General features: G+C 72.4%; 19 protein-coding genes. 14 read left to right on the top strand and 5 right to left on the bottom strand.

Annotated features, from left to right (window positions below; genetic code table 11):
* The first annotated feature begins 65 nt into the window (after positions 1 to 65).
* The 7 genes from mtrA to secA all read left to right on the top strand — a co-directional run bounded on the left by mtrA (position 66) and on the right by secA (position 9,698).
* Positions 66 to 746, top strand: a complete 681-nt coding sequence (mtrA, locus tag MTQ12_RS12700; protein ID WP_247618889.1) for an MtrAB system response regulator MtrA — start codon at positions 66 to 68, stop codon at positions 744 to 746.
* Positions 743 to 2,464, top strand: a complete 1,722-nt coding sequence (mtrB, locus tag MTQ12_RS12695) for an MtrAB system histidine kinase MtrB (protein ID WP_247618888.1) — start codon at positions 743 to 745, stop codon at positions 2,462 to 2,464. Before mtrA ends, mtrB begins: the two co-directional genes overlap by 4 nt.
* On the top strand, positions 2,451 to 4,148 hold the full coding sequence (locus MTQ12_RS12690; RefSeq protein ID WP_175406917.1) for an LpqB family beta-propeller domain-containing protein: 1,698 nt from the start codon (positions 2,451 to 2,453) through the stop codon (positions 4,146 to 4,148). The genes mtrB and MTQ12_RS12690 overlap by 14 nt, the downstream gene beginning before the upstream one ends.
* Before the next feature lie 88 nt (positions 4,149 to 4,236).
* Positions 4,237 to 4,977, top strand: a complete 741-nt coding sequence (locus MTQ12_RS12685; protein WP_247618887.1) for a hypothetical protein — start codon at positions 4,237 to 4,239, stop codon at positions 4,975 to 4,977.
* Between the two features lie 67 nt (positions 4,978 to 5,044).
* The gene (gene raiA / locus MTQ12_RS12680; protein WP_137319224.1) at positions 5,045 to 5,683 is read left to right on the top strand and encodes a ribosome-associated translation inhibitor RaiA; all 639 of its coding nucleotides are present in this window, start codon (positions 5,045 to 5,047) and stop codon (positions 5,681 to 5,683) included.
* A 4-nt stretch (positions 5,684 to 5,687) separates the two neighbouring features.
* A complete protein-coding gene (locus MTQ12_RS12675) occupies positions 5,688 to 6,908 on the top strand; it encodes a crosslink repair DNA glycosylase YcaQ family protein (RefSeq protein ID WP_348983882.1) in 1,221 nt (406 codons plus the stop codon).
* Positions 6,909 to 6,995: 87 nt separating this feature from the next.
* Complete coding sequence (gene secA / locus MTQ12_RS12670; protein ID WP_247618886.1) at positions 6,996 to 9,698, top strand: preprotein translocase subunit SecA; 2,703 nt, start codon at positions 6,996 to 6,998, stop codon at positions 9,696 to 9,698.
* A 48-nt stretch (positions 9,699 to 9,746) separates the two neighbouring features.
* Here secA and MTQ12_RS12665 read toward each other — a convergent pair whose 3' ends face one another.
* Both MTQ12_RS12665 and MTQ12_RS12660 read right to left on the bottom strand, forming a co-directional pair.
* Positions 9,747 to 10,187: an Rv3235 family protein gene (locus MTQ12_RS12665; protein ID WP_247618885.1), complete on the bottom strand. Its 441-nt coding sequence runs from the start codon at positions 10,185 to 10,187 to the stop codon at positions 9,747 to 9,749.
* Positions 10,184 to 10,975 carry a hypothetical protein gene (locus tag MTQ12_RS12660; RefSeq protein WP_247618884.1) on the bottom strand — a complete coding sequence of 264 codons (792 nt, stop codon included), beginning with the start codon at positions 10,973 to 10,975 and terminating at the stop codon, positions 10,184 to 10,186. Before MTQ12_RS12660 ends, MTQ12_RS12665 begins: the two co-directional genes overlap by 4 nt.
* A gap of 180 nt (positions 10,976 to 11,155) precedes the next feature.
* Here MTQ12_RS12660 and MTQ12_RS12655 point away from each other — a divergent pair, with 180 nt between their 5' ends.
* Positions 11,156 to 11,668: a hypothetical protein gene (locus MTQ12_RS12655; protein WP_247618883.1), complete on the top strand. Its 513-nt coding sequence runs from the start codon at positions 11,156 to 11,158 to the stop codon at positions 11,666 to 11,668.
* A 7-nt stretch (positions 11,669 to 11,675) separates the two neighbouring features.
* Here MTQ12_RS12655 and MTQ12_RS12650 read toward each other — a convergent pair whose 3' ends face one another.
* On the bottom strand, positions 11,676 to 11,897 hold the full coding sequence (locus MTQ12_RS12650) for a helix-turn-helix domain-containing protein (RefSeq protein ID WP_137319229.1): 222 nt from the start codon (positions 11,895 to 11,897) through the stop codon (positions 11,676 to 11,678).
* Between the two features lie 165 nt (positions 11,898 to 12,062).
* Here MTQ12_RS12650 and MTQ12_RS12645 point away from each other — a divergent pair, with 165 nt between their 5' ends.
* The 3 genes from MTQ12_RS12645 to MTQ12_RS12635 are packed head-to-tail and all read left to right on the top strand — an operon-like array spanning position 12,063 to position 14,382.
* On the top strand, positions 12,063 to 12,695 hold the full coding sequence (locus MTQ12_RS12645; protein ID WP_175406918.1) for an SAF domain-containing protein: 633 nt from the start codon (positions 12,063 to 12,065) through the stop codon (positions 12,693 to 12,695).
* Positions 12,692 to 13,927, top strand: a complete 1,236-nt coding sequence (locus MTQ12_RS12640; RefSeq protein WP_175406919.1) for a DNA-binding response regulator — start codon at positions 12,692 to 12,694, stop codon at positions 13,925 to 13,927. Before MTQ12_RS12645 ends, MTQ12_RS12640 begins: the two co-directional genes overlap by 4 nt.
* Positions 13,924 to 14,382 carry a hypothetical protein gene (locus MTQ12_RS12635; protein ID WP_137319231.1) on the top strand — a complete coding sequence of 153 codons (459 nt, stop codon included), beginning with the start codon at positions 13,924 to 13,926 and terminating at the stop codon, positions 14,380 to 14,382. The genes MTQ12_RS12640 and MTQ12_RS12635 overlap by 4 nt, the downstream gene beginning before the upstream one ends.
* On the opposite strand, the gene MTQ12_RS12630 is transcribed toward MTQ12_RS12635, so the two are convergent.
* Positions 14,341 to 14,811 carry a DUF2505 family protein gene (locus MTQ12_RS12630; protein ID WP_137319232.1) on the bottom strand — a complete coding sequence of 157 codons (471 nt, stop codon included), beginning with the start codon at positions 14,809 to 14,811 and terminating at the stop codon, positions 14,341 to 14,343. The two genes, MTQ12_RS12635 and MTQ12_RS12630, sit on opposite strands and share 42 nt — an antisense overlap.
* A gap of 152 nt (positions 14,812 to 14,963) precedes the next feature.
* Between MTQ12_RS12630 and MTQ12_RS12625 the strand changes: the two genes are divergently transcribed.
* Positions 14,964 to 19,850 (top strand): NAD-glutamate dehydrogenase, encoded by a 4,887-nt coding sequence (locus MTQ12_RS12625; protein WP_247618882.1) that lies wholly within the window; start codon positions 14,964 to 14,966, stop codon positions 19,848 to 19,850.
* A gap of 14 nt (positions 19,851 to 19,864) precedes the next feature.
* Positions 19,865 to 21,430, top strand: coding sequence for a PAS domain-containing sensor histidine kinase (locus MTQ12_RS12620; RefSeq protein WP_247618881.1), 1,566 nt, complete (start codon positions 19,865 to 19,867; stop codon positions 21,428 to 21,430).
* Positions 21,431 to 21,529: 99 nt separating this feature from the next.
* Here the strand turns inward: MTQ12_RS12620 and MTQ12_RS12615 are convergent, their stop codons facing one another.
* Complete coding sequence (locus tag MTQ12_RS12615; RefSeq protein WP_137319234.1) at positions 21,530 to 21,778, bottom strand: WhiB family transcriptional regulator; 249 nt, start codon at positions 21,776 to 21,778, stop codon at positions 21,530 to 21,532.
* Between the two features lie 285 nt (positions 21,779 to 22,063).
* Between MTQ12_RS12615 and MTQ12_RS12610 the strand changes: the two genes are divergently transcribed.
* Positions 22,064 to 22,636, top strand: a complete 573-nt coding sequence (locus tag MTQ12_RS12610; protein ID WP_247618880.1) for a gamma carbonic anhydrase family protein — start codon at positions 22,064 to 22,066, stop codon at positions 22,634 to 22,636.
* The last annotated feature ends 72 nt before the right edge of the window (positions 22,637 to 22,708 follow it).

Below are 22,708 nucleotides of genomic sequence, written 5' to 3'. Positions count from 1 at the left end.
CGGTCCGCGACGCGCCCGGGCACGCGGATTCCGCAATCCGGGACGAGTGGGGAAGAATGGGCGCCATGAACGCTCGGATTCTGGTAGTGGACGACGACACCGCACTCGCGGAGATGATCGGCATCGTGCTCAAGAGCGAGGGGTTCGAACCGCACTTCTGCGCCACCGGCGACGGGGCGCTGGACGCCTTCCACGACGTCCATCCGGATCTCGTCCTCCTCGACCTCATGCTCCCCGGCAAGGACGGCCTCGAGGTGTGCCGGGAGATCCGTGAGGAGTCCGGCGTCCCGATCATCATGCTCACCGCGAAGTCGGACACCGTCGACGTCGTGCTCGGCCTCGAGTCCGGGGCCGACGACTACGTCCCCAAGCCGTTCAAGCCCAAGGAGCTCATCGCCCGGGTGCGCGCCCGGCTGCGGATGGCCGAGCCGTCCGCCCCGGAGATCCTCACCGTCGGCGACGTCAGCATCGACGTCGCCGGGCACACCGTGACGAAGGCCGGCGAGCCGGTGTCGCTCACCCCGCTCGAGTTCGACCTGCTCGTCGCGCTCGCCCGCAAGCCCTGGCAGGTGTTCTCCCGCGAGACCCTCCTCGAGGAGGTCTGGGGCTACCGGCACGCCGCCGACACCCGGCTCGTCAACGTCCATGTCCAGCGACTCCGCTCGAAGATCGAGAAGGACCCGGAGAAGCCCGACATCGTCGTGACCGTGCGCGGCGTCGGCTACAAGGCCGGCCAGGCGACGTGAGCCGCACCCCGGCGCTCGCCGGGTTCCTCGAGACCGCCGCGCGGATCCTCGGCGGCGCGGGACGCTGGGTCGCCCGGGCATTCACGCACTCGCTCCAGTTCCGGATCGTCGTCCTCACCATCGCGCTGACGATCATCGCGGTGCTCGGCGTCGGGGCGTACATGTCCCAGCAGATCTCGCGCGGCCTGTTCGAGTCGAAGCTGTCCTCGGTGTCGGTGCAGACCGCCGGGTACGCCGCCGAGCTCCAGTCGCTGTCCACAGGGGAGGACGACGAGGCGCTGTCGGAGACGCTCAACACCCAGCTGCGCTCGATGCTGTCGCGCTCGCCCACGCCCCTGCGCTCGGTGGCGCTCGAGCCGAAGGAGCGCTCCACCTCGGTCCCGCCGCTCGTCGCGCTCGTCGGCGGCGAGGAGTCGATCCCCGTCGCCGAGCTGCCCGACGCCTACCTCTCCGCGGTCGACCGCGCCGAGCTCGGCGAGCAGCTCTACCAGTCCGTCACGCTGCCCGGCGAGGAGTCCTCGCCCGGGCTCGTCGTCGCCCAGCAGGTGACGATCCCCGCCGCCGGCCAGTTCGAGCTGTTCGTCGTCGCCGATCTCCAGGAGGAGCAGAACACGCTCGACTTCGTGCTCCGCGCGCTCATCGTCGCCGCGATCGTGCTGTCCGTGCTCATCGGCGCGATCGCGTGGATCGTCACCCGGCTCGTCGTCGTGCCGGTGCGCACCGCCGCCGAGGTCGCCGGGCAGCTCGCCCACGGCGACCTCGACCAGCGGATGCCGGTGCACGGGAAGGACGAGATCGCCACGCTCGCCGAGAGCTTCAACTCGATGGCCGACACCCTGCAGGACCAGATCACCCGGATGGAGCTGCTCACCGTGCTCCAGCGGCAGTTCGTGTCCGACGTGTCCCACGAGCTGCGCACCCCGCTCACCACGATCCACATCGCCTCGGACATGATCTACGAGTCGCGGGAGGACTTCGACGATTCGACCGCGCGCTCCGCGGAGCTCCTCAACTCCCAGGTCGAGCGCTTCGAGCTGCTGCTCGGCGACCTGCTCGAGATCTCCCGCTACGACGCGGGCGCGGCGAACCTCGTGACGAAGCCCACCGACATCGGCGAGATCGTCACCGGCGTCCTCGACACCCTCTCCGTCGTCGCCACCCAGGCCGGCACCGAGCTCCTCCTCCACGCCCCGTCCTCCCCGGTCATGGCCGAGGTCGACCGGGTGCGGATCACCCGCGTCGTGCGCAACCTCGTCGTCAACGCGATCGAGCACGGGGAGGGCCGGCGGGTCGACATCTACCTCGCCGCCAACGCCGAGGCGGTCGCGGTGAGCGTGCGCGACCACGGCATCGGGATGAGCGAGGAGCACGTCGAGCACGTGTTCGACCGCTTCTGGCGCGCCGACCCGTCCCGCCGCCGCACCCTCGGCGGCTCGGGGCTGGGCCTGGCGATCTCGCTCGAGGACACCCACCTCCACGGCGGCTGGCTGCAGGCCTGGGGCCGGGAGGGCGAGGGCGCGTGCTTCCGGCTCACGCTGCCGCGGCGCCAGCGGCAGGAGATCTCCTCCTCGCCGCTGCCGCTGCCGCCGGCCGATGCCGCGCACACCGGTGCCGCCCTGGTCGCCGGTCCGAGCTCCTCGGACGGCTCGGTGCGGATCCAGACCGGGTCCATCCCCATCGTCGTCGACCCCGCGGAGGCTGAGTATGAGACGGACTGACCTGCTCGCCCTGCTCGCCTGCCTCGCCCTCGTGCTCAGCGGCTGCGTGTCGATCCCGCGCGACGGCGGGATCGGGCGCATCCCCGTCGACGACAGCGAGTCCGGGGTGCAGTCGCGCATCGACCCCGATGGTCCCGTGCCCGGGGCCGGGCCGGACGAGATCGTGCGCGGCTTCCTCGCCGCCGGTGCCGGCTACTCGAACAACTTCGAGGTCGCACGCGCCTTCCTCACCGAGTCCTTCTCCACCGAGTGGAACCCGCGCTCCGTCGTGCGGGTGATGCCCACCGGGACCGGTCTCGACGAGCTCACGAGCGAGATCACCGCGGATTCGCAGAGCGTGTCCTTCGACGTCCCGATCCAGGCGAGCCTCGACGAGCGCCGCCTCTACCGCGAGCCCGGCGACGACACGGTGATCGAGATGGAGTTCGCGCTGCGGCAGGTCAACGGGGAGTGGCGGATCTCGCAGGCCCCGCCCGGCCTCGTCGTGTCCGCGTCGAACTTCAACACCCTGTTCCAGGCCTACCCGGTGTACTTCTACACCCCGGACTACGAGCACCTCGTGCCCGACACCCGCTGGTTCATCCGTTCCCCGGCGACCGCGACGGAGGCCGTCGGCGAACTCCTGCGCGGACCCGCCGATCACCTCGACGGCGCCGTCGTGTCCGCGGTGCCGGAGGGCACCCAGCTCGACCCGCAGATGGTGACGGTGAGCGAGGGCGTCGCCGAGGTCGGCCTGTCCGACACCGCAGAGGGTCTCGAGGAGCTCGCCCAGGCGCGGATCATCAACCAGATCGGGGAGACCGTGCGTGCGATCGGCTCGATCACCGAGGCCGAGGTCGGCGTCCGCTCCGGGCTCCTCGACCCGGCGACGAGCGAGGCGGCCGGCCCCGGCGTGGCCGTCGACGGCCCGCCCGTCGCCGTGTCCGACGGCGCGCTCGCCCGGGTGGTGGGCACCGGGGTCGAACCGGTCGAGGGCAGCCCGGAGATGTCGGACGCCGACTCGGACCCGGCGGTGTCCCTCGACGGCTCGATGTACGCCTACCTCGGAGGGGATCGCAGCGAGCTCCATCGGGTCGTCGCCGATTCCATGGACGATGCGGTGATCCTCACCGGCGACGACCTCGCCGGTCCGAGCTTCGACCGGTTCGGCTGGGCGTGGACGGCCGAGGCGGACTCCGGGCGCGTCCACGCCGTCGACCGGTCCGGGGAGCTCTCGGTGTTCGAGGTCCCGTTCCTCCTCGAGCGGCGGATCGAGGCGCTCCACGTGTCGCGCAACGGCACCCAGCTCGCGGTGCTGTCCAGCGATGGGGAGTCCCGCACCCGGATCGAGGTCATCGGCGTCACCCGCGACGGCCAGAACCGCCCCACCGGCACGGTCGAGGCCGCCCCGCTGCTCGTCGGCGCCGGACTCCACTCGATCTCCGACTTCTCGTGGGCCGGCCCCCACACGCTCGTCATGCTCGCCGCGCCGGCCCCGGGGTCGCCGGAGACCCCCTACAGCACCCCGGTCGCCGGCCCGCAGAACTCGCTCGGCTCGATCGACGGGGGGATCCGGGTCACTGCGGGCGACGACTCGCGTTCCCTGCGCGTGAGCACCGCCGCCGGCGAGATGTACACCTACAGCGCCGGGAACTGGCAGAAGCTCGTCGACGTCCGCGCCTTCGACCCCGCCTACCCGGGCTGAGCCGGGCCGCGCACGGCCGGGGCCGTCGACAGGTCACAGCGGCCGCCTGCGCCTGGTGCGCACCCCGGGCGGCGGGGATCATGGCGGTGTGCACCGGATCCTCGGCGAGCTCCTCGACCTCTTCGTGCCGCGCGCCTGCGCCGGCTGCGGGGCGGAGACGGTGACCCTGTGCGGGCGCTGCCTGGCCGAGCTCGCGGTGCCGGTGCGGGCGACGATGCCGCGCTACGGCACCCGCGCGGTGCACGGGGCCGGCGAGTACACCGGTGTGCTGCGCGACTGCCTCGTGGCCTACAAGGAGAAGGACCGCCGCGACCTCACCGCCCTCCTCGGCCTGCTCCTCGCCCGGGCGGTGCTCGCGGTGCTCGAGCACTCCCCGCCGGCTCCGTTCCCGGCGGGCGCGCCCGCCGCGCTGCTCGTCCCGGTGCCGGCGACCGCCGCGGCGGTGCGCCGGCGCGGTGCGGACCACGTCGCCGCGCTCGGCGCGCACGCCGCCGCCGTGCTCCGGGCGGAGGGCCTCGACGTGCGCTGCGCGCCGCTGCTCGAGGTGCGGGCGCACCGCGACCAGGTGGGGTTCGGCTCCACCGCCCGGCGGCGCAACGTGCGCGGCACCCACCGGGCCTCCGCACGGGCGGCGGCGCAGCTCGCGGCAACCCGCACGGCCGCCGCGGCCGGGGCGCGGATCATCGTCCTCGACGACATCTGCACGACCGGCGCGACGGTCGCGGAGAGCACGCGTGCGCTCGCCGCATCCCGCATCCCGGTCGACGGCGTCGCGGTGGTCGGAATCGCCCCCGGCGGACCTCGCACTGCCCCTGGCGATGGTATTTAATGGAAGGAGCCGTCGAACCGTGACGGCAACGGAGCGATCCGTTCCCCGAGGTGCAAAGGACCGCACAATGGACATCGTCGTCAAGGGTCGTCATCTGACCATCTCCGACAGCTTCCGGGCCCATGTCGAGGACAAGGTCGCCAAGGTCGAGCAGCTCGCCCCGCGCGCGCTCGCCGTCGAGGTCCAGATCACGAGCGAGCCGAACGCACGCCAGCCGGAGACCTCCGAGACCGTCGAGATCACCGTCATCGCGAAGGGCCCCGTGCTCCGGGCCGAGGCGAGCGCCTCCGACAAGTACGCCGCGCTCGACCTCGCCTGGGCGAAGGTGCTCGAACGCTTGCGCCGCGCCCGCGACCGGCAGAAGATCTCCCACCGCGGCAAGCACCGGCCGGAGTCCACCGCCGAGGCGATGGCCCGGATAGAGTACGTGCCGCCGCAGGAGGACGCCCCGGAGGCCGAGGAGCCCCAGGCGGGCGACCGGACGAACGGCCGCATCAAGTCCGAGGGCGACTCCCCGGTGGTGCTGCGCGAGAAGAACTTCCCCGCGACCCCGATCGGCATCGAGGAGGCCCTCAACCGGATGGAGATGGTGGGCCACGACTTCTACCTCTACATCGACGAGGAGAACGCGAAGCCCTCGGTGGTCTACCGCCGCAAGGGCTGGAGCTACGGGGTGATCACCCTCGACCCGGAGATCACCGAGTGATCCCGTGCGCTCGCTGAGCAGGGAGGCGGCCAGACGCTGTGCGCTGGCCGCCTCCGGCTTCTCCGCGCCGCGCCCGCCGCGACCCGACCGCCGGCACCTGCGGCGGGTGTTCGACACGCTGGGCCTCGTGCAGATCGATTCGGTGGCGCGCGTCGCCCGCAGCCACTACCTGCCCTTCTACTCCCGCCTCGGGCCCTATCGCACCGCCGACCTCGACTCCCTCCTCCACGCCCCCGACCCGATGGGCGTCGAGTACTGGATGCACGAGGCGGCCTACGCCCCGCCGTCCACCGTGGCGCTCGCCGCCGGCCGCCGGGCGGACTGGTACCGCCGCGACTACGGCCAGCGCGACCCCGTGACCGGCTCCGCCTTCCGCGCCCTGCTCCTCGATCTCGAGGCGGCGCTCGCCCATGGCCCGGGCACGGCGCGCGAGCTCGCCGGCCGGGTGAGCCACGACATCCCCGAGCGCGAGCGCGACCACTGGGGGTGGAACCCGAGCCGCGTGAAGTCCGGGCTCGAGGCGCTGCTGCGCGCCGGCCGGGTCTCCGTCGCCGCCCGCAGCCGCTCCTTCGAGCGGATCTACGCGCTGCCCGGCGACGTCCACCCGGACCTGCCGGTGCCGGAGCTGCGCTTCGGCCCGCCCGCCGACCCGACCCTGGGCCTGCGCCCGGACGCCGGCCGGCTGCCCCGCGGGATCGGCGGGGAGCGCGACGACGCCGTCGCGCTCGTGCGGATCGCCGCCGCAGCCCGCGGGATCGGCACTCCGGCCTGCCTCGCCGACCACTTCCGGCAGCCCGTCGCCGAGGTGCGCGCTGCCGCGGCGGAGCTCGTGGCCGCAGGAGAGCTCGTCGAGGTCGACGTCGAGGGCGTCCGGGCGCTGCGCTGGCATGCCGCGCGGGTGCCGCGCCGGATCGAGGCGCGCGCCCTGCTCGCCCCCTTCGACCCGCTCGTCTTCACCCGCGAGCGGCTGCGCTGGCTCTTCGACTTCGACTACCGGATCGAGATCTACACCCCGGCGCACGCACGCGTCCACGGCTACTACGTCATGCCCTTCCTGCTCGGGGACCGGCTGGTCGGGCGCGTGGATCTCGCCGCGGACCGGAAGGCGGATGCGCTCATCGCCCACCGGGTGCACTGGGAGGACGCCCAGCACCCGGAGGCGCTCGCCGCGGAGCTCGAGGACATGCGCCGCTGGCTGGGACTCGGCACCCTCGTCGTGCGATGACGGGCGCCTGCTGATCGGCGCTAAGCTAGGTCACTGACGTGACGGAAACACCCGAGCCGGTCGACCGGACCGGACGCAAGGAGAATCGTGGCCAACTTCCTGGAAAAGCTGTTGAGGACCGGAGAGGGTCGCACGCTCAAGAAGCTGCGCGGCTACACGACGGCGATCAACAATCTCTCCGACGAGTTCGACGAGATGAGCGATGCGGAGATCCGGGAGGAGACCGACCGATTCAAGGAGCGCTGGGCCGACGGCGAATCCCTCGATTCGCTGCTGCCGGAGGCGTTCGCCGCGGTGCGCGAGGCCTCGACCCGCACCCTGGGGATGAGGCACTTCGACGTCCAGCTCATGGGTGGGGCGGCGCTCCACCTCGGAAACATCGCGGAGATGAAGACCGGTGAGGGCAAGACCCTCGTCGCCACCGCACCGGCCTATCTCAACGCGCTCACCGGCAAGGGCGTCCACGTCGTCACCGTGAACGACTACCTCGCGAGCTACCAGTCCGAGCTCATGGGACGCGTGTTCCGGTTCCTCGGGATGGAGACCGGCTGCATCCTCGCCCATCAGAGCTCCGACATCCGCCGCCAGCAGTACGCCGCGGACATCACCTACGGCACGAACAACGAGTTCGGCTTCGACTACCTGCGCGACAACATGGCCTGGTCCGCGGAGGAGATGGTGCAGCGCGGACACCACTTCTCCATCGTCGACGAGGTCGACTCGATCCTCATCGACGAGGCCCGCACGCCGCTCATCATCTCCGGCCCCGCCGAGGGCGACGTCAACCGCTGGTACTCCGAGTTCGCGACCGTCGTCAAGCGGCTCAAGGCCGAGTCCGACTACGAGGTCGACGAGAAGAAGCGGACGATCGGCATCCTCGAGTCCGGGATCGACAAGGTCGAGAACTACCTCGGCATCGAGAACCTCTACCACGCCGACAACACCCCGCTCATCAGCTTCCTCAACAACGCGATCCGGGCCAAGGAGCTGTTCAAGAAGGACAAGGACTACGTCGTCCTCAAGGGCGAGGTGCTCATCGTCGACGAGCACACCGGCCGCATCCTCAAGGGCCGTCGCTACAACGAGGGCCTGCACCAGGCGATCGAGGCGAAGGAGGCCGTCAAGGTCAAGCCCGAGAACCAGACCCTGGCGACGATCACCCTGCAGAACTACTTCCGCCTCTACGACAAGCTCTCCGGGATGACCGGTACCGCGGAGACCGAGGCCGCGGAGTTCATGTCGACCTATCAGCTCGGCGTCGTCCCGATCCCCACGAACAAGCCGATGCAGCGCATCGACCAGTCCGACTTCGTCTACAAGAACGAGAAGGCGAAGTTCGACGCGGTGGTCGAGGACATCGTCGAGCGCCACGAGGAGGGCCAGCCGATCCTCGTCGGCACGACGAGCGTGGAGAAGAGCGAGTACCTCTCCAAGCAGCTCTCCCGGAAGGGCGTCGCCCACGAGGTGCTCAACGCGAAGAACCACGCGCGCGAGGCCGCGATCGTCGCGCTCGCCGGACGGCGCGGCGCCGTCACGGTGGCGACGAACATGGCCGGGCGCGGCACCGACGTCATGCTCGGCGGCAACGCCGAGCACATCGCGGTGGCCGAGATGGCGGAGAAGGGCCTCGACCCGGTCGAGAACTCCGACGAGTACGAGGCGCTCTGGCCCGAGGTGCTCGAGGCCGCCGAGGCCCGGGTCGAGGAGGAGGCCGAGGAGATCCGCGAGCTCGGCGGGCTCTACGTGCTCGGCACCGAGCGCCACGAGTCGCGCCGCATCGACAATCAGCTGCGCGGCCGCTCCGGCCGCCAGGGCGATCCCGGCGAGTCGCGCTTCTACCTCTCGCTCACCGACGACCTCATGCGGCTGTTCGGCTCCGGCGCGGCCGAGCGGATCATGGCGACGGCGAACGTGCCCGACGACGTCCCGCTCGAATCGAAGATGGTGTCCCGGGCGATCCTGTCCGCGCAGACGCAGATCGAGCAGCGCAACGCCGAGCAGCGCAAGAACGTCCTCAAGTACGACGACGTGCTCAACCGCCAGCGCACCGTGATCTACGACGAGCGCCGCCGTGTGCTCGAGGGCGCGGACCTCGCCGAGCAGGTGCAGCTGTTCCGCGACGACGTGCTCGCCGCATACGTCGACGGGGCCACCCGCGGCCCGGCGGAGACCTGGGACCTCGACGAGCTGTTCACCGCCCTCGGCGAGCTGTACTCGCCGTCGATCACCGCCGCGGAGCTCATCGAGGACGTCGGCGGGCAGGCCCACCTCACCCGCGAGTCGCTGCTGCGCGAGATCCGGGCCGACGCCGATCTCGCCTACGACGGCCGCGAGCAGGAGCTCGGCGAGGAGGCGATGCGCGAGCTCGAGCGGCGCGTCGTGCTCTCCGTCATCGACAAGCGCTGGCGCGAGCACCTCTACGAGATGGACTACCTCAAGAACGGCATCGGTCTGCGCGCGATGGCCCAGCGCGACCCGCTCGTCGAGTACCAGCGTGAGGGCTACGAGATGTTCAGCACGATGCAGGAGGGCATCAAGGAGGACGTCGTCCGGTTGACGAACACTCTCGAGGTCAAGGTCAAGGTCAACCCCGGGAAGGATCTCGAGGACCCGAGCGACGACTTCGTCGAGGTCGAGGCAGACGAGCTCGAGCCGCGCAAACCCAAGCTCCAGCTGTCCGCGCCCTCGGACTCCGGGGGAGTGCAGGTGCGCGCCGACGGTGCGGCCGGCGAGTCCGCCGCGGAACCCGGAGCGGGCAACCGCGCCCAGCGCCGCTCGAAGAAGCGCTGAGCCCGGCGCGTTCGGCGGGCACCGCTCGCCGGCCGGGGGACCGCGGTCTCACACGCTGACGAACTCGGTGACGAGCCAGCGGCCGTGCATGTGCTCGAGCCGCATCGCGACTGCCCGGTGCCGCCGGGCGGCGCGGACGACGACGCATGCTTCGACCGCGCTGTCGCCGATCATGCACAGCCGCGGCCTGCCCGGGGTGAAGACGTGCCCGCGCGGGGCGACCGCCCGGGCGAGGTCCTGGCGCAGTGCCGCATGGGTGCGGATGCGCTCCTGGAGCTCCGGTGCGATCCAGCGGGCGATCGAGCTGCTCGCTCGCGCTCCGGTGAGCACTTCGACGACTGCGACGGCGAGCGACTGCACCGTGGTGCGGAGGAACTCCGCCTGCTCGGCCGGTGTCGCCGGGCGCCTGCGCTGCGGGGCGCGGTGGATCGGGCTCCGCACGGCCTGGGAGCGGCCGGCGGGACGGGTGATGGTCAGCGGGGTGCTCATGGGATCTCCAGACGTGAGCCGGGCAGGATGAGATTCGGGTCCGAGCCGATGACCGCCCGGTTCTCCCGGTGGATCGCCGCGACCGCGGAGGCGACGGCCGCCGGCTCCCGGGTCCCCTCGATCTCCGCCGCGATCGACCACAGGCTGTCCCCGGCGCTCACGGTGACCGTGCGCGGCCGCGGACCCTCCGGCTCCGCGCCCGGCTCGTCCGGCGGTCCGGGGCTACGTGTCCGATCCTCGTCGGGGCCGGGAGCCGCCGGGGGCTCGGACTCCGGATCATCCGGAGCACCGGTGCCCGGATCGACAGGCCAGCCGGGTGAGTGCTCCGGAGCGGGATCCGGCTCCTCGGTCACCGGCCACCCCGGCGAAGGCGCGGCAGCCGGCACTGATGCCGGCACTGCGGACTCCTGACCGGCTCTCGGCGCGGGGCCTGTCGCCGCAGCGACCGCGAGTGCGCCGGTGGTCAGCGACCCCGTCACCACGAGACCGGTGAGCGACCCGGCGAGGGCGAGGCGCAGCGCTCGCGGGCTGCATCGCAGCGCCGCCGCGGCGAGCGCCCGCCCGCTCCCGTGATGGAGCGCAGCCGCGGCCCGTGCGCCCACGGTGAGGAGCACGGCGAGGGTGGCCCGCAGGCCGAGCAGCGCGACCGCGCCGGCGACGAGGAGCACCAGCCCGGCACCGGCATCCCCGGTGGAGAACCGGTCCCACAGCCGGGTCGCGCTCGCGGCGAGCCAGCAGCAGAGCAGACCGTGGGCCGCAGCGGCGGCGAACGGGAGAACACGGATCATGACGACTCCTCTCATCGGTCATCACATTGTGTCAAACGTCACCATATGATGTCAATGGATGAAGTTTGATGATGATCGACGGAGTTCGTGGACGCAGTGGTCAGGATGCATTCCTTGCGGATCGGGCCCGTGCAGAACCGGCGCTTGCGGGCGGGGGAGGGTCCGCGGAGGATGGGTGCCATGGAGGACGAGCGCTTCGACCGGCTGTTCGCGGACATCGACGCCGCGCATGCCGGTGAGCAGATGCACGAGCGGGCCGGTGAGTTCGGCGATCTCGTCGCCGGGGAGATCGCCGAGGCGACGCTCGAATCCCGGGCGGCCGCCGCGATCGGCACGCCGGTGGAGCTGTGGGCCGGCGAGGAGCGGATCACCGGGGAGATGCACGAGGTGGGATCCGGCTGGTGCCTCGTGGCCGGCGCGGACGAGGTCGTGATCAACCTCGCCGCACTGCAGAGCCTGCGCCTGGGTGATCGGGTCCGCGCCGCGGCAGGTGCGGTGACGGTGCTGTCGATCGGTTCACCGCTGCGCCGCTGGTCGGCCGAGCGCCGCGAGTGCCGGGTGGCGGTGGGACGCCGGACGGTCGACGGGCGTCTCGACGCGGTGGCCCGTGATCATCTCCAGCTGCGCCGGGCCGGCGGGGGCTGGGAGCTCATCCCGCTGTCGGCGGTGTCGGCGGTGCGGGCGCTGCGCTGAGCGGGTCTCAGACCTCGGGCTGGCCGGATTCGACCGCGGCGCGCGTCTGCTGGTACATGCGCTGGATGTAGTCCTCGAGCTCGGTCTTCTCGACCCGCCACTGGCCGCGGCCGCCGACCTTGATCGCGCGCAGCTCGCCGGAGCGCACGAGCGCCCGGGCCTGGGCGGCGGACACGTTGAGGATCTCCGCGACATCGGTCAGCGGCAGGAAGCGGGCTTCGACGACCATGGGGCTGCCTCTCGGGGGACGGGTGCGCGTGGATGCGAACCGTGCGCGGGACGGGAATTCTGCCGCAGCTCTTGATCCGCAGGCGTTTGTCTACGAATAATAGCACTTGAGTGCGTTTGCGCACCCATCCCCGCCCACCGTTCAGCGAACCCGGAGCATCCCCTCATGCCTCACCCCTCCGCCCGCCCCGCGGACCGGCTGCGCGCCCCGCGCCTCCGGGACCCGCGCCTCGTCATCGGCGCCCTCCTCGTCCTCCTCTCCGTGCTCGGCACGTGGTTCGTCGTCACCCGGGTGGCCGACACGACCACGGTGTGGGCAGCCGCCAGGCCGCTCGTGCCTGGTGGCGTGCTCGTCCCCGACGACCTCGTCGCCACCGAGATCCGGATGAGCGGCGACCCCGGCGTCTACCTCAGCGCCGACGCGGCGATCCCCGAGGGTGCCACGGTGCTCGCCGCGGTCGCTCCGGGCGAGCTCGTCCCGGCCTCGCAGCTCGGCTCCCCGGACCAGCTCGCCGGACGGGTGGTCGCCCTGGCCGTGCCTGGCGCACTGCCGGCGGCCGTGCGGCCCGGCGGTGCGGTCGACGTCTGGGCCACCGACCCGGAGGCCGACCCCGTCGATCCGCGCGAGGTCCTCACCGCCGTCGACGTCATCGCCGTCGACCGCGAGACGGGGGACTTCGCCACCGGCGACCAGGTGATCGAGATCTTCGTCCCCAACAGTCGGCTCGGCGACGTCATGCGGGCGCTCGCCGAGGACCACCGGATCTCCGTGGTCGCGGTCCCGGAGGCGGCCCGGTGATCGAGGTCGTCGTCGCCGTCGACGTCGAGTTCGAGGCACGCGTCGTGTCCGCGCTCGGCACGATCCCCGACATCGAGGTCATCCGGCGTCCCGCCGACGAGGTCGAGCTGCTCGCCGCCGGTGCGGCCGGGGTGGGCGACGTCGTCGTCCTCGGGCAGCACTTCCTCGGCGCCGACGCCGAGGTGGTGCGCCGGCTCCACGCGCACGCCGTCCGGGTGCTCGGGCTCGCCGACGACCCCGCCGTGCTCACCGACTGGGGCGTGCCGACCACCGTGTCGCCCTGGGCGACACCCGAGGAGCTCGCGGCCGCGGTCCGCGCCGCGGCGGCCGCCGTGCCCACCCCGCCGCGCCCGGCCGAGCCGCCCCGAACCGCAGGTGGTGGCGCCCCGGGGCCGGTCATCGCCGTCTGGGGCACCGGGGGAGCGCCGGGTCGCAGCACCGTGGCCGCCGCCCTCGCCCACACGCTCGCGCGGACCGCCGGCCCGACCGTCCTCGTCGACGCCGACACCGTCGCCGCTTCCCAGGCCGCGCTCCTCGGCCTGCTCGACGACGCACCGCAGATCGCCGCACTATGCCGGGCCGCGGCGAGCGGCGGGACCACCGCTGCGCTCGCCCGCCACGTCTCCGTCATCGACGAGCACTTCGCCGTCGTCACCGGTCTGAGCCGGGCGGAGCGCTGGCCGGAGGTCCGACCCGGTGTGCTCGCCGAAGTCCTCACCGCCCTCGCCCGCGCATACACCTGCACCGTTGTCGACGTCTCCGACCGGGTCGACCCCGACGACCCGTACGCGGACCCGCACTACGACCGCCACGGAGCCACGCGAGCGGTGCTCGACCGGGCCGATCACGTCGTGGTCGTGGCCGCCGGGGACCCGATCGGACTGCAGCGGCTCGTGCGGCTGCTCGAGACCGAGCGCGGGCTCGCGGTGCGCGACGATTGCACCGTCGTCGTCAACCGGGTCCGGGCCGGGAGCGTGGGTCCGGGGCCGGAGGCGCGCATCCGCGCGACGCTCGAACGGTTCGCCGGACTCACCGGGGTGCACCTCGTGCCCGACGACCGGGCCGCCGCCGACGCCGCGCTGCTCGCCGGTCGCACGCTCACCGAGTCGGCCCCGCACAGTGCGGCGTCCCGCGCGGTCACGGCGCTCGCCGGCTTGCTCCCGGTGCCGGACACGCCGGACGCCTCGCCGCGGCGCAGCCGCCGGCGGGGGAGGAGGAGAATAGGGGCATGAGTCCTGCGAACACCGTGCGCGCCTACGTGCCCCTGACCGACCGATCGCTGAGGGCCGCCTGGCCGCACCTGACCGAGGCGCTCGGCTTCGCCCCGGACGTCCGCCCGGGGAGCCTGCGCGGCGAGGAGCTCGAGGAGGCGGAGTGGATCGCCTTGTCGACCGCCGCCGAGGTCGTCCTCGACACCGCGGTCGAGCAGCGCTGCGGCCGCGTGGTCCTCGCCTGCGACCTCCCGGCGGATCTGCGCTCCCGACCGGTCTCCGCCGGCGTCGTCGCCCTCGGGCCGGCGGCGCTCGACCCCGCCTGCGTCGTCAGCGCCCACATCGACGATCCCGCCCTCGTGGCGGCGCTGCCTGACGACCCGGCAGCCGCCGCGGACGCCCTCCGGGACGGCGGGCTGCTGTGGTACGACGTGTCAGAGATCGACGAGCTGGTCGAGGCGCTCGGACAGGAGTGACTCGACGTACGGCTCGAGGGCGGACTCCACCATCGAGCCGAACAGCGGCACCGAGGACACGATCCGGGTGATCGCATGGATGTCCGTGCCGCCGGAGATCTCGCGCAGCGCGATCGCGATGTCGACGTCGACCGGCGCGCCGGCGACCTCCGCCGCGATCGCCACATGCGCCTCGGGCGACTGCGCGTCGACGGGATCGGCCCGCACCTCCTGGACGAGCTCCGCGCCCTCGCCGAGGAACCGCGCGGCGGCCGCCGGCAGGTCCGCCGCGCGCAGCGGGGTGCGGGTGGTCAGATGCGCGCCCTCGGCCGCACCGCGGTGCACGGTCACGCTCGTGTCGGCACCCGCCCACGTGCTCGGCTCGATCGCCCGATTCAGGATCTGGGCAGGGGTCCCGGCGGCCCGGCGGCGCAGCTCGATGGTCTTCATGGCTTCCAGTCTGTCACGTCGCGGCCGCGTCCGAGGCCTCGGAAACCCCCTGCGGAGCGGAGTCGGAATCACCGGAGTTCCCGCATAGAGTGGACGGGGAGGCCACACCGTCGTGGTCCCAGCCGAAACCGAGACGAACACGAGGTGGCACCGTGACCGAGGTCCGATCGACCGAGATCGCACAGCAGTGGAGCGCACTCACCGGCAGCACCCCGCCGGAGAATCTCCTGGCCGCGTACTATCCCCGCCCCGAGGCCACGCCGGCGGAGCGCTACCGCCCCCGCGAGCTCGCGGCCTCCGCGATCGAGCACGCCCGGTGCGCCGAACGGCACCGGGCCGGGGAGCCGACGATCGAGATCCGCAATCCGGGTGAGGACTCGATCGAGCAGATCGGCAACCGGACGGCGATCAGCATCGTCACCGACGACATGCGCCACCTCGTGTCCTCGCTCGTCGCCGAGCTCACCGGGCTCGGGCTGGCGATCCGCGAGGTGCACCACCCGATCATCGTCGTCGAGCGCGGTCCGGACGGGATGCACGTCGTCGCCCCCGCCGATCTCAGCCGCACCGTCACCGACACCACCGCGCTGCCGGTCATCGCCCCCGGCGACTCCCCGGCCGAGCGCCGCAAGGAGTCCTGGATCCACATCGAGGTCGACCGGATCCCCGAGGACCGGTTCCCCGAGGTCGAGGCCGGGCTGCGCGAGACCATCGAGTTCGTCGCCGCCGTCGAGCGCGACCGGCACGCGATGGCCGACACCGCGCGGCACATCGCCGAATCGCTGCGCACCCGGCCCCCGCGCCCCGAGCTCGCCGAGGAGGCCGCGGAGTCCGCCGACCTCCTCGACTGGCTCGACGGCCGCTTCGCGTTCATGGGCTACCGCGAGTACGCGCTCGAGGAGTCCGGCGGGGAGAAGATCCTGGTCCCGATCGAGGACTCCGCACTCGGCATCTCCTCGCTCCGCGCGACGCTGAGCTCGCCGCTGTCGCGGGCGGTGGCCGCCAAGGCCGAGGAGCCGCGCGTCCTCGTGCTCACCAAGGCGAACTCCCGATCCCGGCTCATCCGGCGCGGGTACCTCGACTACGTCGGGGTGAAGACCTTCGACGACACCGGGCGGATCGTCGGTGAGAAGCGCTTCGTCGGCCTGTACACCTCGGGGCTGTACTCGGCCTCCGTGCTCGACATCCCCCTCATCGCGTCGAAGATGCGCTACGTGCTCAGCCATTCCGGCCTCGCCCGCGACACGCACTCCGGCGACGAGCTCGTCGCGATCCTCGAGAGCTACCCGCGCGACGACCTGCTCCACGCCGATGCGCAGGAGATCCTCGATGTCGTCACCCAGGTGCTCGACCTGCAGGAGAAGCGCGAGTCGAGCGTCTTCATCCGGCGCGACCCCTACGAGCGCTACGTCTCCGTGCTCGTCTACGTGCCGCGCGACCTCTACGACACCGCCGCCCGACTGCGGGTCGAGGGCGTGCTCCGCGACTACTACGGCGCGGAGTCCGTGGACTTCGACGTGCTGCTGAGCGACTCCGCGCTCGCCCGCCTCCACTTCGTCGCCCGGGTCCCGCGCGACGAGGTGCTGCCCGACATCGCCGGGGAGACGGTGGCCGAGCGGATCACCGCGGCGCTGCGCTCGTGGGAGGAGGACATCGCGGAGTTCATCGCCCCGGCCGGCGGCTCGGTGTCCGCGGCCGACATGGAGCTGCGCCGGCGCTGGATGCGTGCCTTCCCGCCGAGCTACCAGGAGTACCACACGCCGCGTCAGGCGGTCGACGACGTCGACCGCTTCGAGGAGCTCGACTCCGATGCGGAGCCCTCCGTCCGGATCTACCGCCCCGACGCGGAGGACGAGGCCGACGTGCGTCTCGCGTTCTACCGCATCGCCCCGGCGGGCCTGTCGGAGATCCTGCCGTTCCTCGCCAACCTCGGCGCCCAGGTGCACGACGAGCGGCCCTACGAGCTCGACCTGCCCGACGGCGAGCACCGCTACGTCTACGACTTCGGGCTGTCCTTCGACCGGCCGCTCGACGACGGCGACTTCGCCCGCATCGAGCGCGCCTTCACCACCGCCTGGACCGGTGAGCGGGAGTCCGGCCGGATGGACAGCCTCGTGGCCTCCGGCCTCGAATGGCAGGACGTCAGCATCATCCGCGCCTTCACCCATTACCTCCGGCAGGCCGGCTTCTCCCTCACCGAGCGCCACATGGGCGAGGTGTTCACCACCCACGTCGCCCTCACCACCGCGCTCGTCGAGCTGTTCCGGGTCCGTTTCGACCCCGACCTCGACGAGTCCCGGGGCACGCGCGAGGAGCTCATGCGCGCCCGGGAGGAGGAGATCGAGGCCGCGCTCGCCGAGGTCGCCAGCCTCGATGCCGACCGGGTGCTGCGCGCCGTCCTCGAGCTCATCCGGGCCACTGTGCGGACGAACGTGTTCCAGCCCGCGGACGGCCGGATGCCGGCCGCGGCGGTGTTCAAGATCCTCCCCACCCGGCTCGACTTCGTGCCCAAGCCCAAGCCGGCGCTCGAGATGTGGGTGTACTCCCCGGAGGTCGAGGGCGTCCACCTGCGCTTCGGGCCGGTGGCCCGCGGCGGCCTGCGCTGGTCGGACCGGGCCGACGACTTCCGCACCGAGGTGCTCGGACTCGTCAAGGCGCAGATGGTGAAGAACGCGCTCATCGTGCCGACCGGCGCCAAGGGCGGGTTCTTCCCCAAGCAGCTGCCCGACCCGGCGGTCGACCGCGACGCCTGGGCGGCCGCCGGGCAGCACGCCTACGAGCTGTTCATCGGCGCGCTCCTCGATGTCGCCGACAACCTCGTCACCGAGGGCGAGGGCACCCGCACGGTGCGCCCGGAGCGGACCGTCGTCCACGACGGCGAGGACAGCTACCTCGTCGTCGCGGCGGACAAGGGCACCGCCCGCTTCTCCGACGTCGCCAACCGGATCGCGCTCGAGCGCGGCTTCTGGCTCGGTGACGCGTTCGCCTCGGGCGGGTCCGTGGGCTACGACCACAAGGCCATGGGGATCACCTCCCGCGGCGCCTGGACCTCGGTCGAGCGCCACTTCCGGGAGCTCGGCCTCGACACCTCCCGGGACGAGTTCACCGCCGTCGGGATCGGCGACATGAGCGGCGACGTGTTCGGCAACGGCATGCTCCGCAGCGACCGCACCCGGCTCGTCGCCGCCTTCGACCACCGCGACGTGTTCCTCGACCCGGACCCGGACGCCGCGGCGTCCTACGCTGAGCGCAGGCGCCTGTTCGAGACCCCGCGCTCGAGCTGGCAGGACTACGACCCGGAGCTGATCTCCGCCGGCGGCGGGGTGTACCCGCGCTCGGCGAAGACCATCGAGGTGAGCGAGCGCGCCGCCGAGCGTCTCGGCATGCGCCCCGGCGCGCACCCGCCCACCGAGGTCATCCGCGCGATCCTGCGGGCCCCGGTCGACCTGCTCTACAACGGCGGGATCGGCACCTACGTCAAGGCGGAGACCGAATCCCACCTCGATGTCGGGGACAAGGCCAACGACGCGATCCGCGTCGACGGCGGCGAGCTGCGCGCCCGCGTCGTCGGCGAGGGCGGCAACCTCGGCTTCACTCAGCTCGGCCGGGTCGAGGCCGCGCTCGGCGGGGTCAGGCTCAACACCGATGCCGTCGACAACTCCGCCGGCGTGGACTGCTCCGACCACGAGGTCAACATCAAGCTGCTCCTCGACCTCCTCATCAGGCGCGGCGAGTTCGCTTCCGCCGAGCGGGAGTCGGTGCTCCTGTCGATGACGGACGAGGTCGCCGGGCTCGTGCTCGCGAACAACTACAGCCAGAACGTCGCGCTCGGGGAGGCGCGCGATCGGGCGCAGTCGATGACGAGCACGCAGCGGCGCCTCCTCAAGCGCCTCGAGAAGACCGCCGAGCTCGACCGCGCGGTGGAGTTCCTCCCCGACGACAAGGCGCTCAACCGGCGCGCCGAGGCGGGCCGCGGCTTCACCTCCCCGGAGCTCGCCGTGCTGCTGGCCTACGTCAAGATGGACACCGCCGGCGAGATCCTGTCCGGCGATCTGCCGGCGGAGGACTGGACGCGCGAGCACCTCGTCGACTACTTCCCCGACAGCCTCGCGCAGCGGCACGCGGACGCCTTCGTCCACCACCCGCTGCACCGGGAGATCGCGACGGCCCACCTCGTCAACCGGATCGTCGACCGCGGCGGGCTGACCTACATCTTCCGGATGCAGGAGGAGACCGGCGCCTCGGTCGCGCAGGTCGCCCGGGCGTTCACCGTGGTGAGCCGGGTGTTCGACCTCGACGCGCACTTCGAGGACATCTGCGCCCTCGACAACCGGGTGCCGGCGGAGGTCCAGGTCCAGCTCCTCCACGGCTACGTCCGGCTCCTCGACCGCGCCTCCCGGTGGCTCGTCCACCAGGCGCCCGACGGTCTCGACGTGCTCGCCGAGGTCGACCGCTACCGGCCCGTGATCCGTGAGCTGCGGCCCCTCGTCCCGGGCCTGCTGCGCGGGCAGGACCGGGCTGAGCTCGAGGACGCCGCCCACCGCTGGATCGGCGAGGGCGTGCCGGAGGAGCTCGCCTTCCGGGCGGCCGCGCTGCTCGACGAGTTCGCGCTCCTCGACGTCGCGCAGGCCGCCTCCCGCACCGACACCCCCGCGATCGATGCGGCCGAGGTGTACTATGCGGTGACCGACCTGCTCGCGGGCTCGCAGCTGCTCAACCTCATCGGTGATCTCGATCGCCGGAGCCGGTGGACGGCCCTGGCCCGCGGTGCGATGCGGGACGACTTCTACCAGGCGGTGCTCTCGATCGTCGTCGCGATCCTCACGGTGACCGACAGCGAGCGGGCGACCCCGGCCGAGCGCGCCGACGACCGGATCGCGCAGTGGCGCGTCCGCACCGACGCCTCGCTGCGCCAGGTGCTCTCGACGATCGACGAGGTCATCGCGCTCGAGCAGGTCGACCAGGCGCCGCTGTCCGTGCTCCTGCGGATGATGCGCTCCGTCGTCCGCTCGACCGAGTGGGGCATGCAGGACACCTGAGACGAGGAGGACCCATGGGTCTGCTGAGCGATCTGCTGGCCGCCGAGGGGATCGTCGACGCCGACGACGTCGAGTGGCTCCACCTCGTCGTCGGCGACTGGCAGCTCATCGCCGACCTCTCCTTCGCCGACCTCGTGCTGTGGGCCCCGGCCCGCATCGCCGAGGCGGCCGGGGGCGAGGGCATCGGGGCCGATCCCGAGGGCGGCACGGACACGCCTGAGGCGGGTGCGGACGGTGAGGCTCCGGAATACCGGGTGATCGCGCACTGCCGGCCGACCACCGGCTCGACGGTCTACCCGCACGACGAGGTCGGCACGCTCGCCACCGCGGAGGAGCGCGCGCTGCTCCACGAGGCCCACTCCCAGCAGCGGATCGTCATCTCGCAGGCCGCCGAGCCCCCGCTCGTCGGCGCCGAGGCGGTCCCCGTGGTGCGCGCCGGCCGGGTCATCGCCGTGCTGACCCGGCACACCGAGGAGGGGCGCCGGCAGGGCTCCTCCCGGCTCGAGCGCTACTACCGCTCGAGCGCGACGATGCTCCTGTCGATGATCGCCGAGGGGGCGTTCCCCGATCTCAGCGCGCCCTCCGGCGCCCATCGCGGGGAGCCCCGCGTGGGCGACGGGCTCATCGTCCTCAACCGGGAGGGCCGGGTCCGCTACGCCTCCCCGAACGGCGTGTCCGTGCTCCACCGGCTCGGGCACGAGGGGGAGATCGAGGGCCGCTACCTCGCCGAGGTCGTGTCCGGCCTCATCGCCCAGCTCCGTCCGGTCGACGAGACCCTGCCGCTCGTGCTCACCGGCCGCGCGCCGTGGCGCACCGAGGTCGAGTCCGGCCGGGTCTCGGTGTCCCTGCGCGCGATCCCCATCACCCGGGCCGGCACGCGCACCGGCGCGATCATCCTCGCCCGGGACGTGTCCGAGATCCGGCGCCGCGAGCGCGAGCTGCTGAGCCGCGACGCGATGATCCGGGAGATGCACCACCGGGTGAAGAACAACCTGCAGACGGTGTCGGCGCTGCTGCGGCTGCAGGCCCGGCGGATGGAGTCCCTGGAGTCGCGGGCCGCGCTCGAGGAGGCGATGCGCCGGGTGGCGATCATCGCCGTCGTCCACGACGTGCTGAGCCAGGGGGTGGAGAGCGAGGTCGACTTCGACGAGATCGTCGACAAGGGCCTGCGGCTCACCCCCGAGCTCACCTCGCCCGAGCTCGAGGTCACCCTGCGGCGCACCGCGAGCTTCGGCGCGATCTCCTCGGCCGACGCGACCTCGCTCGCGCTCGCGCTCACCGAGCTCGTGACGAATGCGATCGAGCACGGCTTCCCGCTGTCGGCGAAGCCGGAGGGCCAGGACACCCTGCGCGGCACCGTGTGGGTGACCCCGGAGCGGGTGGGGGACCGGCTCACCGTCATCATCGCCGACGACGGCGTCGGCCTGCCGCCCGGCGGCGGCCCCGGCTCGGGGCTCGGCACGCAGATCGTGCGGACCCTCATCACGAGCGACCTCGCCGGCAGCATCGAGTGGCGGCCGCGCGCCGGCGGCGGCACCGAGGCGCTCATCGACGTGCCGCTGCGCTCCGACACGGTGTGAGCGCCCCGGGCGGGACCTGCCCCGGTGGCCACGCACAGCACGACAGCGGCCGCAGGCTCATCGAGCCTGCGGCCGCTGGGAGAAAGCGTGCGGGTGCGCTCAGCCGGCGCGGCGGGCGCGGGCGGCGCGCCGCTTGAGAGCGCGGCGCTCGTCCTCGCTCAGACCGCCCCAGACTCCGGCGTCCTGACCGGATTCGAGTGCCCACTGCAGGCAGGTCTCGACGACTTCGCACCGCCGGCAGACGCTTTTGGCCTCTTCGATCTGGAGCAGAGCGGGCCCGGTGTTGCCGATGGGGAAGAAGAGTTCCGGGTCCTCGTTGAGGCACGCCGCGCGATGGCGCCAGTCCATGGTGTCCTTTCCTGGGAGCGGAGATCGCCGCTGCCGCGGACCGGGGGCTTCCCGAACGGGAGCGCAGACACGGGTGACGGCGTGGAAGATCGGCGATCGTATGGAACGATCACCACAAGACTCACACACGCCGGAGGGGCGCACAAGGGTTGAGCAGTGTGAAATCACTGACAGATCTCCATTCTCAGCACAACGGCGGGCCGGGTGCAAATCGCCGCGCACCGGGGTGAGACACCGGCCCGGCGCTCTTGTGCCGGTGCGCCGGCGTCTGCTTGGCTGGGGTGCATGACCGATTCGCACACCTCCTCCGGCCGCCCCCTCGGGGACCTCGCCGACGTCCGCCTCATCGCGATCGACGGCGTCGCCCCGACGATCGACCCGGGCGCCTTCATCGCCCCCGGCGTCACGCTCATCGGCGACGTCCGGGTGGGGCCGGGCAGCAGCATCTACTACGGCTGCGTGCTGCGCGCGGACCGCAATTCGATCACCATCGGGTCCGGCACGAACATCCAGGACAGCACCGTGATGCACGCCGACCCGGGCAAGCCCGTGGTGATCGGCGACCGGGTGTCCGTCGGCCACCGCGCGCTCGTCCACGGCTGCATCGTCGGCGACGACGTGCTCGTCGGGATGAGTGCGACGCTCCTCAACGAGTGCCGGATCGGCAGCGGCTCGCTCGTCGCCGCCGGCGCCGTCGTGCTCGAGGGGACCGAGGTGCCCGCCGGCTCGCTCGTCGCCGGGGTGCCCGGCAAGGTGCGTCGCCCGCTCACCGAGGACGACCTCGCCCGCGTCCACGGCAATGCGCAGGCCTACGAGGAGATCACCGCGCTCCACCGGGAGCGCGGCCGCCTCCTCTGAGCCGCCTCCTCCGATCCATCTCCTCCGGCCCCGGGCCGGCGCGGGGTGGGGTTGCCCTGTCCTTCCTGGCAG

It is taken from the genome of Brevibacterium sp. R8603A2, from assembly GCF_023072605.1.
GTDB classification, from domain to species: domain Bacteria; phylum Actinomycetota; class Actinomycetes; order Actinomycetales; family Brevibacteriaceae; genus Brevibacterium; species Brevibacterium pityocampae.
Note: the sequence above shows the minus strand (reverse complement) of the source record. Positions and strands in the feature narration are given on the sequence as shown.

Coding starts and splice junctions, on each gene's coding strand:
- MTQ12_RS12635 (WP_137319231.1), top strand. CDS start 13,924: ATGAGTCCTGCGAACACCGTGCGCGCCTACGTGCCCCTGACCGACCGA.
- MTQ12_RS12660 (WP_247618884.1), bottom strand. CDS start 10,975: ATGATCCGTGTTCTCCCGTTCGCCGCCGCTGCGGCCCACGGTCTGCTC.
- MTQ12_RS12690 (WP_175406917.1), top strand. CDS start 2,451: ATGAGACGGACTGACCTGCTCGCCCTGCTCGCCTGCCTCGCCCTCGTG.
- mtrA (WP_247618889.1), top strand. CDS start 66: ATGAACGCTCGGATTCTGGTAGTGGACGACGACACCGCACTCGCGGAG.
- MTQ12_RS12610 (WP_247618880.1), top strand. CDS start 22,064: ATGACCGATTCGCACACCTCCTCCGGCCGCCCCCTCGGGGACCTCGCC.
- MTQ12_RS12650 (WP_137319229.1), bottom strand. CDS start 11,897: ATGGTCGTCGAAGCCCGCTTCCTGCCGCTGACCGATGTCGCGGAGATC.
- MTQ12_RS12615 (WP_137319234.1), bottom strand. CDS start 21,778: ATGGACTGGCGCCATCGCGCGGCGTGCCTCAACGAGGACCCGGAACTC.
- MTQ12_RS12620 (WP_247618881.1), top strand. CDS start 19,865: ATGGGTCTGCTGAGCGATCTGCTGGCCGCCGAGGGGATCGTCGACGCC.
- raiA (WP_137319224.1), top strand. CDS start 5,045: ATGGACATCGTCGTCAAGGGTCGTCATCTGACCATCTCCGACAGCTTC.
- MTQ12_RS12645 (WP_175406918.1), top strand. CDS start 12,063: ATGCCTCACCCCTCCGCCCGCCCCGCGGACCGGCTGCGCGCCCCGCGC.
- MTQ12_RS12655 (WP_247618883.1), top strand. CDS start 11,156: ATGGAGGACGAGCGCTTCGACCGGCTGTTCGCGGACATCGACGCCGCG.
- MTQ12_RS12665 (WP_247618885.1), bottom strand. CDS start 10,187: ATGAGCACCCCGCTGACCATCACCCGTCCCGCCGGCCGCTCCCAGGCC.
- MTQ12_RS12630 (WP_137319232.1), bottom strand. CDS start 14,811: ATGAAGACCATCGAGCTGCGCCGCCGGGCCGCCGGGACCCCTGCCCAG.